This window comes from Pseudomonas sp. PSPC3-2, from assembly GCF_049897085.1.
GTDB classification, from domain to species: Bacteria; Pseudomonadota; Gammaproteobacteria; order Pseudomonadales; family Pseudomonadaceae; genus Aquipseudomonas; species Aquipseudomonas paraveronii.
The window spans coordinates 36,124-51,099 of the sequence record NZ_JAFCVO010000016.1; the positions used below are offsets into that span (position 1 = coordinate 36,124).

The window sequence follows — 14,976 nt, forward strand, 5'->3', positions numbered from 1 at the left end:
CCACTCAGAAGTCCACGGTGACGCCGGTGTACAGCGCCCGCCCGTCGCCGGGTGAGTGCAGCGAGGCCTGGGCGCCGTCCGGGTCATACCAGACGTATTCGTAGTAGCGGTTGGTGAGGTTTTTCAACTGCAGGTCGACACTGACCGATTCAGTCACCTGGTACGTGGCGCCGAGGTTCATCAAGACGTAGCCGCCGTAAGTGCCCTTGGTGTTCTCGCGTTCCAGGTAGTAGTTGGTCTGGCCGTTCATCCACGCCGTCAACTGCAGCGCACGCGTGGCCTTGTAGCTGACGCCGGCGTTGTACAGGTGATGAGGGATGTGGTCGATTTCCTGGCCTTTGCTGTTGGGCAAGCTCGAGCTCGGCTGGAGGATTTTCGAATACTGCCAGGAGTAGGCCATCCAGATGTCGGTGCGCTCGTTCGGGTGCAGGTTGAGCTGCGCGTCATATCCCCAGCGTCGGGTTTCGCCGACGTTATCCGACTCGCCGCTCGGGTCGTTGAGCCGGCGACTGACTTCACCACTGGCCTCTTGCTGCCAATAGGCGACGCGGCCATCGATCCAATCGGCCGGGGTGAACTTGATCCCGGTTTCCCAGCCTTCGTTGATCGACGGCGCCAGGTTGGTATCCCGCGGTGGAATCTTATAGGCCGCCGCGCCGGTGCCGACCTGGAAGGTACGCCCCCAGTTGGCGTAGACGCTGGCCACGTCCCACGGTGAATACACCACGCTGAGCTTGGGTTGTTTGATCAGCCCATAGTCGTTGATGTCGTAGTCCATGCCGGTCATTTCGTTGGTGAAGTTGCCCTGGATTTTATCGACGCGATACGCCGGGACGATTTTCAGCGACTCGAACGGCTTGATCTCGGCCTGGACGTAGGCGCCGTAGGTGTCAAAGTCGAATTGCTGGTCGCGGGTTTGGGCCAGACGCACGCGGTCTTTGGTGCGGTAGCGCTCGCTCTTGTTCTGTTGCTGCTGCATGTCCGCGCCGCCTTCCAGGGCGAAGTCGTACAGCCAGCTGACTTCCGGGCGCCAGGTCAGGGACGTGAGGGCGCCGTACTGGGTTTCGTAGGCGTCGCGCTCCTGCTGGGCGCTGGTGCGCCAGTATTGCGTCCAGCGCCGGTCGTCGAAGGTGTTGACGTAGGTTTTTGCCGACCAGGCCAGCGTCTCGGCCAGGTCGGTGTCGAAGTGCACGCTGACCTGGTTCATCCGCCGCGTGCCTTTGTCGGTGGCGTTGTAGCTGTTGGTCATGCTCGGGTGCTGGTGGGCATCCTCTTCACTCAAGTAGCCCGGTTCCTGCGCCTCGGTTTCGTAGTGACGGGCGATCAGGCCGATGCGGTAGCTGTCGTCGTCCGGGGTGTAGAACCATTTGCCGGACATGGAAAACTTGTCCGCCTCGGCGTGATCGCGGTAACCGTCGGACTTCTGATAGGCGAAGAAGTAGTTCTGCGTCCAGTTGCTGCCTTCGATGCCCTTGGCCAGTTGCGTTTCCTGGGTGTTGTAACTGCCGTAGCGCACCCGCGCCTTGGTGTAGTCGCCGCCGGTGCGGGTCAGCATATTGACGTTGCCGGCGATGTTGTTCAGGCCATAGCGCGCATCGCTGGTGCCGCGCACCACTTCGATGCTGTCCAGTTCCATCGGGAAAATCATGTCCATGAACGGCATGTTGCCGTCATTGCTATTGCTTGGAATGCCGTCGATCAACAGCTTCACTGCGTTGACTTCGCCTTCGCCGTTAAAGCCGCGAAAGGAAATCTTGCCGGAGGTGGTGCCTTGGTTGAACTCGGTGAGTATCACCCCTGGCGCACGGCTGAACAGCTCCCAGCTGTAGTTGACCGGCATTTTTTCGAGGATGTCGGCGCCGAGCACATCCACCGAACTGAGCACGCTGCTGGTGCTTAGCGGGCCCCTGCTGGCGCTGGCGCCCTGGACCGTGACGGTGCCGAGGGTGAGGGTTGAGTCTTCGGTTTTGCCGGTTTCGGCCAGCGCCGAGGAGAACGGGTTGAGGGCGAACAGGCCGATGGACAGCAAGGGCCATAGCGGGCGGGAAACAGAGACACGCTTTGCGCGAGGCAAAGTCATTCGAGCAGGCATAACGCACCTTTCCTGATGATCAAGACACTTCGAGGACGCCCGGTCGGGCGGCTGATAAGCAGATCGGGCCGCCTGTGGGGCGGCTCCGGTGTCGATCAAGCGGTAGGGGAGGCGCGCGGGCTCAGGCTCGGCCAGCGGATTCTGGGGTGCAGCGTCGGCAACTCGGGGTTGTCGAGGGCGGTGTTGGGCGCGTAGCGCGGTAGGAAATGTCTGTAGTAGTCGGATGGCAGCGCCGCCAGCCCCGCGTGGCCACAGCAGCAATCGCTGTGTTTCATGGCAGTGTTTGACGGAGCCGTCTGGAGCGGGTCGATCAGCTTGCTCAAGTTGGGCGGCAGCGCTTGCGAGGCGCCCCCCGAGCAGAATCCGCCCCACAGCAACAGTCCCATGTCCGGCGTCTGCATGGCGCGGCTGAGCGGCATGGCCAGCATGTTCAGCACGACGGCCAGACAGGCTATCCAGGGACTGATGCGTTTGAGACGAGCCATGAACGAAGTCGATTAAAAGGGGTGAACATTTAGCGGCAGTTCAGGCACAAAGTAAAAGCCCGTTCGTGCGCTATTTTGCCGCAGACCAACCGTCTGTTTTTGCGTGGTGCATGCAGAAAAAACAATGCCCCGAACAGGTCGGGGCATTGGTCAGACGGGTGTTTTTTGGTTCAGCGGCGAACTTCTGCCGTGTTCGGGCGGTTTTTCAGGTTCTTGTCGGCCTTGTAGCGCAACGCAACGTCCGGCACCGAACCGCCCTTGCCGGTCTCGACCCAGTTGCGAATACGGCTGGCGTCGGCGAAGTGGGTGAACTTGCCGAAGGCATCGAGGATCACCAGCGACACCGGGCGGTTACCCATGCTGGTCACCAGCACCAGGCAGTGGCCGGCCTGGTTGGTAAAGCCGGTCTTGGTCAGCTTGATATCCCAGTTGGCGCGATTGATCAGGTGGTCGGTGTTGGAGAAACCCAAGGTGTAGTTGGGCTTGCGGAACGCGACGGTCTTTTCCTTGGTGGTGCTCAATTGGCTCAGCATCGGGAATTTACGCGCGTAGGCCAGCAGCTTGCTCAAGTCCCTGGCGGTCGACACGTTATGGATGGACAGGCCGGTAGGCTCGACGTAATGGGTGCTGGTCATGCCCAGCGCCTTGGCCTTGGCGTTCATCGCCGCAATGAAGGCTGGGTAGCCGCCCGGATAGTGGTGGGCCAGGCTGGCGGCGGCGCGGTTTTCCGAGGACATCAGGGCGATCAGCAACATCTCTTTGCGCGGCATTTGGCTGCCGATCTTCACTCGGGAGAACACGCCTTTCATTTCCGGCGTGTCGGTGATGTTGATGTCGATGTATTCGTCCATGTTTTGCTTGGCTTCCAGCACGATCAAGCCGGTCATGAGCTTGCTCACGGAAGCGATGGGCACCACCACGTCCGGGTTGCTGGAATAGATAACTTTGTTGGTCTGCAGGTCGACCAGCATGGCGCTGCCGGAAGCGATTTGCAGTTTCGAGGTGTCACGCGGGGCCAGGGTGGTTTCGGCGGCGTGCGCACAGGTGCCGGTGAAAGCAAATAAAAGGCTGACGAGAGAGAGACGAATTTTCACGCGGATGAACTCGCTAAAAAAAGTAAGAAATACCGTTCTGCAACGGGCTATATGAAAAATGACGTTACATTTTAGGAGTATGGATCAGAAAACGATAGAGAGCCTTTAAATAAAGGCTGTAAGACGATGATTGGTTGGGTTTGTACGCATTCGTGGGCAAAAAAAGGGCCGGCTTATGGGCGGGCCTAATGGAGTTCTTCAAAGGAGTAGGGGTAAGTTGCGCCCGATCCCGTCGATAGCGGGTGAAAAGGATGTCGAAGAAACGAGAAACCCGGCGCTGCGCACGGGTTGTCGAGCCGGATGTTCGGGTAAGTATTTTATTGGGCGGATTTGTCAGCGTCGGCAATTCAAGGCGGCTACCTGCATTTTGCCACCGTCCCTCACATCGACGATGCTCACGCTGTCAGCGCCAACCTCCGCGGCTTTATTGAATGCCGTGTTCAGTGCGTCGCCGTTGGAGGAGCCCTCTACCGTGAATGCTTTGACGACGTGGCAAGCGTTGGCGGATGAGGCTGTGACGAGGTTGATTTGCTTGCCCGCTTCAGTGAGCTGGGTGGTGCAGGCCGAGATCAACACCGCAATGAGGATCAGCAGAGGGGCGGCATGAAGATTACGCATGACTAAAAGCACTCCTGGGGTTCCTGCGGCATTTGGTTGATACCGAAAATGTCAGCCGCAGATGCACGATAGCAGAGCATGAGGTTCACCAGAAACCAAAAGCCCTGCGATAAGGCAGGGCTTTTTCAGTGCGGAAGATGATCAGTCGTGCAGGGTTTCGGCCGCATATAGCGTGTTTTCCAGCAGGCAGGCACGGGTCATCGGGCCAACGCCGCCCGGTACCGGGGTGATCCAGCCGGCACGGGGTAGGGCGGTTTCGTACACCACGTCGCCGACCAGCTTGCCGTCTGCCTGTCGGTTGATGCCGACGTCGATGACGATCGCGCCTTCCTTGATCCATTCACCCTTGACCAGGCCCGGCTTGCCGGCGGCCACCACCACCAGGTCGGCACGGCCGACGTGACCGGCGAGGTCTTTGGTGAAGCGGTGGGTCACGGTCACAGTGCAGCCGGCCAGCAGCAGTTCCATGGCCATCGGGCGCCCAACGATGTTGGAGGCGCCGACGATCACTGCGTCGAGGCCGTAAAGATTGACGCCGGTGCTTTCCAGCAGGGTCATGATGCCTTTCGGCGTGCATGGGCGCAGCAGCGGGATGCGCTGGGCCAGGCGGCCGACGTTATACGGGTGGAAACCGTCGACGTCTTTGTCCGGGCGGATGCGTTCGAGCAACTGGGAGGCGTCCAGATGCGCGGGCAATGGCAGTTGCACCAGGATGCCATCGATGTTCGGGTCATCGTTGAGGCCGTCGATCAGGTCGGTAAGGGCCTGCTGGGTGGTCTCGGAAGGTAAGTCGTAGGCCTTGGAAATAAAGCCGACCTCTTCACAGTCCTTACGCTTGTGCGAGACATAAACCTGAGACGCAGGATCGCTGCCGACCAGGATCACCGCGAGGCCAGGCGTGCGCAGGCCTTGCTGGCTACGCTCGGTGACGCGTTTGGCGATCTGCTGGCGCAGGCTGGCGGCGATTGATTTGCCGTCGATAAGTTGTGCAGTCATTACGCGTGATTAACCATCGAGAGGGGGAAGAAAAGTGCGCGCATTCTCGCATGCCAACGCGCGAGGGCAAAGGCGCTTGGTCTGCAAATTGGCCTAACCCCTTAAATAAAATGAATTTTTTTCAAAAAAGATTTGACGGCTTTCTGGTGCGTCTATACTATTCGTCGCACTTGTCGGGCACAGCCTAGCACTGGTTAAGAAGGTCAAGCAGGGTTGTTGCTCTGTAAGGCTGGAAGCACTTAGTTTGTAATCCTCCAAGAGTACAGATTAATCAGGCGCCCGTAGCTCAGCTGGATAGAGCATCCGCCTTCTAAGCGGATGGTCGCAGGTTCGAGTCCTGCCGGGTGCGCCATTAGGCAGCTTTGGCACAAGTAGCGTTAGATGGTGGGCGTAGCTCAGTTGGTAGAGCACGGGATTGTGACTCCCGTTGTCGAGGGTTCGATCCCCTTCGTCCACCCCATATTTTGAAAAAGGCGCCAGATTAACCATCTGGCGCCTTTGCTTTAAGAGCTTCAAGCGCGGATGTGGTGGAATTGGTAGACACACTGGATTTAGGTTCCAGCGCCGCGAGGCGTAAGAGTTCGAGTCTCTTCATCCGCACCAATTAAAGCTTTGCCCGGCCGAAAGGCTGGGTGAGGTTAGACAAAGAAGTGGTTTGGTTTCTTTGTTAACGCAATATGGTGGGCGTAGCTCAGTTGGTAGAGCACGGGATTGTGACTCCCGTTGTCGAGGGTTCGATCCCCTTCGTCCACCCCATATTCGAAAGGCGCCAGATTTAACAGTCTGGCGCCTTTTTTGTTTTAGCGGTTCGAGTATTCCGCGGCCGCAGGTTCTGGGTCGCAAGGCAGGGCGTTTCGTCGTATTTATGTGTCTCGATGATGCCGCGCTGCCTGCCTGTCCTGTTCGCAGGGCGGGCCGTCAGGGAGATGATTGGCGACTGCTTCTATATATAGAAGGGTCGGCGCAGAGCCCTGGCGTGATTGGCTGTATTTGTCACCGGGGCGAGGCGCAACAGTGTCTTCGTACCGATAAATTGCCTGCTGTTTTTTTACCCGTTTCCAGTAGGGTGACTTCTTGAGTTTGACCCACTAGAATGCATGCCCTTGATTCTGGGGTCGGAAACGGCCGGCTAACGTCTGTGCAACGAGGAATATCCATGCAAGTTTCTGTTGAAAATACTACTGCTCTCGAGCGCCGCCTGAGCATCACCGTGCCGGCAGAGCGCATCGAGACTGCGGTCAACAAGCGTCTGCAGCAGACTGCCCAAAAGGCCAAGATCGCTGGCTTCCGTCCAGGCAAAGTGCCAATGAGCGAAATCAAGCGCCGTTTTGGTGCTGATGCGCGTCAGGAGGCGGTAGGCGACGTGATCCAGGCTTCTTTCTACGAAGCGGTTGTTGAGCAAAAGCTGAACCCGGCCGGCTCGCCGTCGATCGAGCCTAAGTCCCTGGAAGCGGGCAAGGACCTGGAGTACGTTGCTGTATTCGAAGTGTTCCCAGAGTTCGAAGTTGCCGGTTTCGAAGGTATCGCGATCGAGCGTCTGAGCGCTGAAGTGGCTGATGCTGACCTGGATAACATGCTGGAAGTCCTGCGCAAGCAGAACACCCGTTTCGAAGTGGCCGAGCGTGCTGCCCAGAACGAAGACCAACTGAACATCGATTTCGTGGGCAAGGTTGACGGCGAAGCATTCGCTGGCGGCTCCGCCAAGGGCACTCAGCTGGTGCTGGGCTCCAACCGCATGATCCCGGGTTTTGAAGAGGGTCTGGTTGGTGCAAAAGCTGGCGAAGAGCGCGTTCTGAACCTGACTTTCCCGGCTGACTACCAGAATCTGGACCTGGCCGGCAAAGCCGCCGAGTTCACCGTGACGGTCAACAGCGTTTCCGAGCCTAAGCTGCCAGAGCTGAACGAAGAGTTCTTCGCTCAATTCGGCATCAAGGAAACCGGCATCGACGGCTTCCGCACCGAAGTTCGCAAGAACATGGAGCGTGAGCTGCGTCAGGCCGTCAAGTCCAAGGTCAAGAACCAGGTCATGGACGGTCTGCTGACCGCCAACCCGATCGAAGTGCCTAAGGCTCTGCTGTCCAACGAAGTGGATCGCCTGCGCGTACAAGCTGTTCAGCAGTTTGGTGGCAACATCAAGCCTGACCAACTGCCGGCCGAGCTGTTCGAAGAACAAGCCAAGCGCCGCGTCGTGCTGGGCCTGATCGTGGCTGAAGTGGTCAAGCAGTTCGATCTCAAGCCTGACGAAGATCGCGTTCGTGAAATGATCCAGGAAATGGCTTCGGCCTACCAGGAGCCTGAGCAGGTTGTGGCTTGGTACTACAAGAACGACCAGCAGCTGAACGAAGTACGTTCGGTTGTGCTGGAAGAACAAGTTGTGGATACTGTTCTGCAGAAGGCTAAGGTGACCGATAAAGCGGTCTCTTACGAAGAAGCAGTCAAGCCGGCGGAAGCAGCACAAGCCAACTGATTGTCCAACTCGTTCGAAATACAACCATAAGCCAGCCTCGCGCTGGCTTATGCGTTTTCAAGACATGACTATTTGGGAGTAACTGCAGAGCATGTTCCGTAATTCCTATATTCAGCAGAACTCTGATATCCAGGCCGCAGGCGGCCTGGTCCCGATGGTTGTCGAGCAGTCCGCTCGTGGCGAACGCGCCTACGACATCTACTCGCGCCTGCTCAAGGAGCGAGTGATCTTTCTGGTGGGCCCAGTAGAGGACTACATGGCCAACCTGATTTGTGCGCAACTGCTGTTCCTTGAAGCGGAAAACCCGGACAAGGACATCCATCTTTACATTAACTCGCCGGGCGGTTCGGTGACCGCAGGTATGTCGATCTACGACACCATGCAGTTCATCAAGCCAAACGTGTCGACCACCTGCATCGGCCAAGCCTGCAGCATGGGCGCTTTCCTGCTGACCGCGGGTGCCGAAGGCAAGCGTTACTGCCTGCCGAACTCGCGCGTGATGATTCACCAGCCACTGGGCGGTTTCCAGGGTCAGGCATCGGACATCGAAATCCATGCCAAGGAAATCCTCTTTATTCGTGAGCGTCTTAACACGCTGATGGCCAAGCACAGCGGGCACACCTTGGAAGAAATCGAGCGTGATACCAACCGTGACAATTTCATGAGCGCTGAAGCCGCGCGTGATTACGGGTTGATCGACGCAGTGATTGAAAAGCGCCCCGCTTAATATAAGCAGCTCAAAATAGGGCTGGTCGGCAAGTCCGATCACCTGCGGGCTTGAAAAAGCCCGCATAAGCCTTCATCTTGTGTTGCAAGCCTATCGGATTTGGATCGAACGAATGACTGACACCCGCAACGGCGAGGACAACGGCAAGCTGCTCTATTGCTCCTTCTGTGGCAAAAGCCAGCATGAAGTGCGCAAATTGATTGCCGGCCCCTCGGTCTTTATCTGCGACGAGTGCGTCGACCTGTGCAATGACATCATCCGTGAGGAGGTGCAGGAAGCCCAGGCCGAGAGCAGCGCGCATAAATTGCCTTCGCCTAAAGAAATCAGCGGCATCCTTGATCAGTACGTGATTGGTCAAGAGCGTGCAAAAAAGGTTCTGGCCGTAGCGGTGTACAACCACTACAAGCGTTTGAACCAGCGTGACAAGAAAAACGACGAAGTCGAGCTCGGCAAGAGCAACATCTTGCTGATCGGTCCTACAGGCTCGGGTAAAACCCTGCTTGCAGAAACCCTTGCTCGCCTGCTGAACGTTCCGTTCACCATCGCCGACGCTACCACCCTCACCGAGGCTGGCTACGTGGGTGAAGACGTCGAGAACATCATTCAGAAGTTGCTGCAGAAGTGCGACTACGACGTAGAGAAAGCCCAGATGGGTATTGTCTATATCGACGAAATCGACAAGATTTCGCGCAAGTCCGACAACCCGTCGATCACTCGGGATGTTTCCGGTGAAGGCGTGCAGCAAGCCTTGCTGAAACTGATCGAAGGCACGGTTGCTTCCGTACCGCCACAAGGTGGCCGCAAGCACCCGCAGCAGGAATTCCTTCAGGTTGATACGCGCAATATCCTGTTCATCTGCGGCGGTGCGTTCTCCGGACTGGAAAAGGTTATTCAAAACCGTTCCACCCGTGGCGGCATCGGTTTCAGTGCAGAAGTGCGCAGCAAGGAAGAAGGCAAGAAGGTGGGCGAGTCCCTGCGTGAAGTCGAACCTGACGATTTGGTCAAGTTCGGTCTGATCCCGGAATTCGTTGGTCGTCTGCCAGTTTTGGCGACATTGGACGAGTTGGATGAGGCTGCTCTGATTCAGATCCTCACCGAGCCGAAAAACGCCCTGACCAAACAATATGCCAAGCTGTTCGAAATGGAAGGCGTAGACCTCGAGTTCCGTACCGACGCACTCAAATCAGTGGCCAAGCGGGCACTGGAGCGCAAGACCGGTGCGCGTGGCCTGCGTTCGATTCTCGAAGGCGTATTGCTCGACACCATGTACGAAATTCCCTCGCAGTCCGAGGTGAGTAAAGTGGTGATCGACGAAAGCGTTATCGAAGGTAAGTCCAAGCCACTGTATATCTACGAAAACAGTGAGCCGGCTGCCAAGGCTGCACCAGACGCTTAAGCGTCCTGTAGCTGCATAACAACAAGGGGCCTTTAGGGGCCCCTTTTGTTTTAAGGGTGTGTTTTTCCTGCGTTTAACTGCTGGCATTGAGCTTGTTTTTTTTGCTAGCAGCCCCCATCTTGGTTTCATGCTTACTTTTCAACTGTCATAGAGGCGAAATCATGAAGACAACCATCGAATTGCCTCTCCTGCCGTTGCGTGATGTCGTCGTCTATCCGCACATGGTTATCCCGCTGTTCGTGGGGCGCGAGAAGTCTATCGAAGCCCTCGAGGCTGCGATGACGGGCGACAAGCAGATCCTGCTGTTGGCCCAGAGAAACCCTGCTGATGATGATCCAGGCGAAGATGCCCTGTATCGCGTCGGTACCGTTGCGACTGTCCTGCAACTGCTCAAGCTGCCCGATGGCACCGTCAAGGTGCTGGTGGAAGGTGAGCAGCGTGGTGCTGTCGAGCGTTTCATGGAGGTGGACGGCCACCTGCGTGCCGAAGTGGCGCTGATCGACGAAGTCGAGGCCCCGGAGCGCGAGTCCGAAGTATTTGTACGCAGCCTGCTCTCGCAGTTCGAGCAGTATGTGCAGTTGGGTAAGAAAGTCCCGGCTGAAGTCCTGTCTTCCCTCAACAGCATTGATGAGCCTAGCCGCCTGGTCGACACCATGGCCGCGCACATGGCGCTGAAGATCGAGCAGAAGCAAGACATCCTTGAAATCATCGACCTGCCGGCCCGTGTCGAACACGTCCTGGCGCTGCTCGATGCCGAAATCGACCTGCTGCAGGTTGAAAAACGCATCCGTGGTCGCGTGAAGAAACAAATGGAGCGCAGCCAGCGCGAGTACTACCTGAATGAGCAGATGAAGGCCATTCAGAAAGAACTCGGCGACAGCGAGGAGGGCCACAACGAAATCGAAGAGCTGAAAAAGCGCATCGATGCCGCCGGCCTGCCAAAAGACGCCCTGACCAAGGCCAATGCCGAGCTGAATAAGCTCAAGCAAATGTCTCCAATGTCGGCCGAAGCCACTGTGGTTCGTTCCTACATCGATTGGCTGGTGCAGGTGCCGTGGAAGGCTCAGACCAAGGTCCGCCTGGACCTGGCTCGCGCCGAAGATATCCTCGACGCCGACCACTATGGCCTCGAAGAAGTCAAAGAACGCATTCTCGAATACCTCGCCGTGCAAAAGCGTGTGAAGAAGATTCGTGGCCCGGTGTTGTGCCTGGTCGGTCCGCCTGGTGTGGGTAAAACCTCCCTGGCCGAGTCGATTGCCAATGCCACCAACCGTAAATTCGTGCGAATGGCCCTCGGCGGCGTGCGTGATGAAGCGGAAATTCGTGGTCATCGCCGGACATATATCGGTTCGATGCCAGGAAGATTGATTCAAAAGATGACAAAGGTGGGTGTGCGCAACCCACTGTTCCTGCTCGATGAAATCGACAAAATGGGCAGCGACATGCGCGGCGATCCGGCATCGGCGTTGCTCGAAGTGCTCGATCCCGAGCAGAACCACAATTTCAACGACCATTACCTGGAAGTCGACTACGACCTGTCCGACGTGATGTTCCTGTGTACCTCCAACTCCATGAACATTCCGCCAGCGTTGCTGGACAGGATGGAGGTGATTCGTCTGCCGGGTTACACCGAAGACGAGAAGATCAACATCGCCGTCAAATACCTCGCGCCCAAGCAGATTTCGGCCAATGGCCTGAAGAAAGGCGAGATTGAATTCGCGGTCGAGTCGATCCGCGACATGGTGCGTTACTACACCCGCGAGGCCGGTGTACGGGGGCTTGAGCGCCAGATCGCGAAGATTTGCCGCAAGGCGGTCAAGGAACATGCACTGGAAAAACGCTTCTCGGTGAAGGTCACGGCCGATGCGCTGGAGCACTACCTCGGCGTGCGTAAATTCAGTTACGGCTTGGCTGAACAGCAGGATCAGGTAGGGCAGGTGACTGGCCTGGCGTGGACCCAGGTGGGCGGTGAATTGCTGACCATCGAAGCTGCGGTGATCCCAGGCAAAGGCCAATTAATCAAGACCGGTTCCCTGGGTGACGTGATGGTCGAATCCATCACCGCTGCGCAGACCGTGGTGCGCAGCCGTGCCCGGAGCCTGGGGATTCCCCTGGACTTCCACGAGAAGCACGACATCCACATCCACATGCCGGAAGGGGCGACCCCAAAAGACGGCCCTAGCGCTGGCGTAGGCATGTGTACGGCCCTGGTATCGGCCCTGACCGGCATTCCGGTGCGCGCTGATGTGGCCATGACCGGCGAAATCACCCTGCGTGGCCAGGTATTGGCCATCGGTGGTCTGAAAGAGAAATTGCTCGCCGCACACCGGGGTGGAATCAAGACTGTGATCATTCCTGAAGAGAATGTCCGCGACTTGAAGGAAATTCCTGACAATATCAAGCAAGATCTTCAGATTAAACCAGTTAAATGGATTGACGAGGTCCTGCAAATTGCGCTGCAATACGCGCCGGAGCCCTTGCCGGATGTGGCTCCGGAGATAGTCGCTAAGGACGAAAAGCGCGAGTCTGATTCCAAGGAAAGAATTAGCACGCATTAATGCGTTAAAGCCTGGGGGCTTCCTTGACAGCTTTTTAGAGCCCTTGTTATAAAGCGGCTCTTAAGTGTCTGTAGTCCATTCAGCACTGGTTTTTGCTTTCACCAAAAAACTTAGAATCATACTCAATAGATATATAGGGGGACTTAGAGTGAACAAGTCGGAACTGATTGATGCTATCGCCGCATCCGCTGATATCCCGAAAGCTGCTGCTGGCCGTGCGCTGGACGCAGTAATCGAATCCGTCACTGGCGCTCTTAAGGCCGGCGACTCGGTGGTACTGGTAGGTTTCGGTACTTTCTCTGTGACTGACCGTCCAGCTCGCACTGGCCGTAACCCACAGACTGGCAAAGCACTGCAAATCGCTGCTGCCAAGAAACCAGGTTTCAAAGCCGGTAAAGCCCTGAAAGAAGCCGTTAACTAAGCCTCGCTCAAGCCTTTACCTACCCGGGTCCGACGCAGGTCTGGCCTGGCAGCGGAGCGGCAGCTGACCCACGTATCCATCGGGTCACCACGCCGGGGGTGTGGGTTCTAACCCCCGTCCGCTCCGCCAGTTACGAGAAGGCGCATCCTCGGATGCGCCTTTCTTCTATCCGGACTCTACCCACGCTCCACGGTTGCCAATTTTTGAAGTTCAACCGTTTCTGGGGGACGCATGCTGCAAAATATCAGGGACAATTCACAAGGCTGGATTGCCAAGACCATTATCGGGATCATCGTCGCATTGATGGCGTTCACCGGTATCGAGGCTATTTTTCAGGCTTCGACCAACACCAAGCAGGACGTGGCCAAGGTCAACGGTGAAGCAATCACCCAGACCGAACTGAGCCAGGCCGTCGACATGCAACGTCGCGAGTTGATGCAACGGTTCGGCAAGGATTTCGATGCTTCCTTGCTCGACGAAAAGCTACTGCGCGACGCCGCTCTCAAGGGGCTGATCGATCGTAAGCTGGAGCTGCAAGGCGCCGCCGATTCCAAGTTTGGCTTCTCTGAAGCTGCGCTGGATCAGGTGATCCTACAGACGCCGCAATTCCAGGTGGACGGCAAGTTCAACGCCGAACGTTTTGACCAGGTGATCCGTCAACTGGGCTACAGCCGTCTGCAGTTCCGTCAGATGCTGAGCCAGGAAATGCTGATCGGGCAAGTTCGCAACGGTATCGGCGCCAGCGCATTTGTGACTGACGCACAGGTGCTGGCATTCGCCCGTCTGGAAAAACAGACCCGCGATTTCGCCACCGTCAATATCAAGGCCAACCCTGCGGCGGTGAAACTCACTGACGACGAGGTCAAGGCTTACTACGACCAGCACGCCAAAGAGTTCATGACCCCGGACCAGGTGGTCATCGACTATCTGGAGTTGAAGAAGTCGTCCTTCTTCGACCAGGTCACCGTCAAGGACGATGAACTGCAGGCGGCGTATGAGAAAGAAACCGCTAACCTCTCTGAGCAACGTCGTGCCGCGCACATCCTGATTGAAGTCAACGACAAGGTCACTGACGCGCAAGCCAAGGCCAAGATCGAGGAGGTCCAGGCGCGCCTGGCCAAGGGTGAGCAGTTCGAAGCCCTGGCCAAGGAGTTCTCCCAGGACCCGGGTTCGGCCAGCAATGGCGGTGACCTCGGTTTTGCCGGTCCTGGCGTCTACGATCCGGACTTCGAAGCAGCCCTGTATGCCTTGAATAAGGACCAGGTCTCGGCACCGGTGCGCAGCACCTTCGGTTGGCACCTGATCAAGCTGTTGGGCGTTGAAGCGCCAGAAGTGCCATCGTTCGCCAGCCTGAAAGGCAAGCTGACTCACGAGCTCAAGAATCAACAGGTTGAACAGCGTTTTGTCGAAGCGACCAAGCAATTGGAAGATGCGGCATTTGAAGCCTCCGACCTGGCTCAGCCAGCGTCCGACCTCAAGCTGACCGTTCACACCTCTGCGCCGTTTGGTCGCGACGGCGGGGAGGGTGTTGCAGCCAACCGCGCCGTGGTCACTGCCGCGTTCAGCCCGGAAGTGTTGGATGAGGGTGCCAACAGCACCGCCATCGAGCTCGACCCGGAAACCATCATCGTGCTGCGGGCCAAAGAACACCTGAAGCCTACGCAACTGCCGCTGGAAAGCGTGTCAGCGGCGATCCGCACACAGATGACCAAGGAACGCGCCAGCGCGGCCGCCAAGACTCACGCTGACGAGTTGATCGCCAGCCTGCGTGATGGCAAAACCCCGCTGAACCAGCCCATTGATGGTCAGGCCTGGAAAGTCACCGCCGTGGCTACTCGTAGCCAGGAAGCGATCGACCCGGTCGTGCTGCAAGCCCTGTTCCGCATGCCCAAGCCTGCGGCCAAGGACAAACCGACCTTCACCACCGTGACCCTCGCTGATGGCAGCCTGGTGATCGTGCGCTTGAACAGCGTCAACGAAGCGGCGGCGCCATCGGACGACGAGAAGGCGCAATACCGCCGTTTCCTCGCCTCCCGTGTGGGTCAGCAGGACTTCGCGGCGTACCGCAAGCAGTTGGAAACCAAGGCTGAGATCAAGAAGTACTGATCTCGGTTTGAATAAA

The 14,976-nt window shown here is 57.4% G+C and carries 11 protein-coding genes and 4 tRNA genes; 10 read left to right on the plus strand and 5 right to left on the minus strand.

The window, feature by feature from the left end; genetic code table 11:
• Positions 1-4: 4 nt before the first annotated feature.
• From ACP7CJ_RS22810 to folD, 5 genes are all read right to left on the minus strand, one after another.
• Positions 5-2,092 carry a TonB-dependent receptor gene (locus tag ACP7CJ_RS22810; RefSeq protein ID WP_426102110.1) on the minus strand — a complete coding sequence of 696 codons (2,088 nt, stop codon included), beginning with the start codon at positions 2,090-2,092 and terminating at the stop codon, positions 5-7.
• Positions 2,093-2,187: 95 nt separating this feature from the next.
• Complete coding sequence (locus ACP7CJ_RS22815) at positions 2,188-2,577, minus strand: DUF2946 domain-containing protein (protein WP_426102112.1); 390 nt, start codon at positions 2,575-2,577, stop codon at positions 2,188-2,190.
• Positions 2,578-2,747: 170 nt separating this feature from the next.
• On the minus strand, positions 2,748-3,671 hold the full coding sequence (pbpG, locus tag ACP7CJ_RS22820) for a D-alanyl-D-alanine endopeptidase (RefSeq protein ID WP_247398718.1): 924 nt from the start codon (positions 3,669-3,671) through the stop codon (positions 2,748-2,750).
• Positions 3,672-4,004: 333 nt separating this feature from the next.
• Positions 4,005-4,289 carry a DUF4156 domain-containing protein gene (locus tag ACP7CJ_RS22825; RefSeq protein ID WP_247398721.1) on the minus strand — a complete coding sequence of 95 codons (285 nt, stop codon included), beginning with the start codon at positions 4,287-4,289 and terminating at the stop codon, positions 4,005-4,007.
• Between the two features lie 141 nt (positions 4,290-4,430).
• Positions 4,431-5,285, minus strand: coding sequence for a bifunctional methylenetetrahydrofolate dehydrogenase/methenyltetrahydrofolate cyclohydrolase FolD (gene folD / locus ACP7CJ_RS22830; RefSeq protein WP_276193614.1), 855 nt, complete (start codon positions 5,283-5,285; stop codon positions 4,431-4,433).
• Positions 5,286-5,560: 275 nt separating this feature from the next.
• On the opposite strand from folD, the gene ACP7CJ_RS22835 reads away from it, so the two are divergent.
• The 10 genes from ACP7CJ_RS22835 to ACP7CJ_RS22880 all read left to right on the plus strand — a co-directional run bounded on the left by ACP7CJ_RS22835 (position 5,561) and on the right by ACP7CJ_RS22880 (position 14,960).
• Positions 5,561-5,637, plus strand: a tRNA-Arg gene (locus ACP7CJ_RS22835).
• Between the two features lie 32 nt (positions 5,638-5,669).
• Positions 5,670-5,745: transfer RNA gene (locus ACP7CJ_RS22840), tRNA-His, on the plus strand.
• A 58-nt stretch (positions 5,746-5,803) separates the two neighbouring features.
• Positions 5,804-5,888: transfer RNA gene (locus ACP7CJ_RS22845), tRNA-Leu, on the plus strand.
• Positions 5,889-5,965: 77 nt separating this feature from the next.
• Positions 5,966-6,041, plus strand: a tRNA-His gene (locus ACP7CJ_RS22850).
• A 400-nt stretch (positions 6,042-6,441) separates the two neighbouring features.
• Entirely contained in the window at positions 6,442-7,752 is a 1,311-nt protein-coding gene (gene tig, locus ACP7CJ_RS22855; RefSeq protein ID WP_426102114.1) for a trigger factor, read from the plus strand.
• Between the two features lie 91 nt (positions 7,753-7,843).
• Positions 7,844-8,479, plus strand: coding sequence for an ATP-dependent Clp endopeptidase proteolytic subunit ClpP (clpP, locus tag ACP7CJ_RS22860; RefSeq protein WP_048725112.1), 636 nt, complete (start codon positions 7,844-7,846; stop codon positions 8,477-8,479).
• A 112-nt stretch (positions 8,480-8,591) separates the two neighbouring features.
• Positions 8,592-9,875, plus strand: coding sequence for an ATP-dependent Clp protease ATP-binding subunit ClpX (gene clpX, locus ACP7CJ_RS22865; protein WP_017848146.1), 1,284 nt, complete (start codon positions 8,592-8,594; stop codon positions 9,873-9,875).
• A 161-nt stretch (positions 9,876-10,036) separates the two neighbouring features.
• Positions 10,037-12,433, plus strand: a complete 2,397-nt coding sequence (gene lon / locus ACP7CJ_RS22870) for an endopeptidase La (protein WP_276193612.1) — start codon at positions 10,037-10,039, stop codon at positions 12,431-12,433.
• Between the two features lie 148 nt (positions 12,434-12,581).
• A complete protein-coding gene (locus ACP7CJ_RS22875; protein ID WP_003174819.1) occupies positions 12,582-12,854 on the plus strand; it encodes an HU family DNA-binding protein in 273 nt (90 codons plus the stop codon).
• Positions 12,855-13,085: 231 nt separating this feature from the next.
• Entirely contained in the window at positions 13,086-14,960 is a 1,875-nt protein-coding gene (locus tag ACP7CJ_RS22880; RefSeq protein ID WP_426102116.1) for a SurA N-terminal domain-containing protein, read from the plus strand.
• The last annotated feature ends 16 nt before the right edge of the window (positions 14,961-14,976 follow it).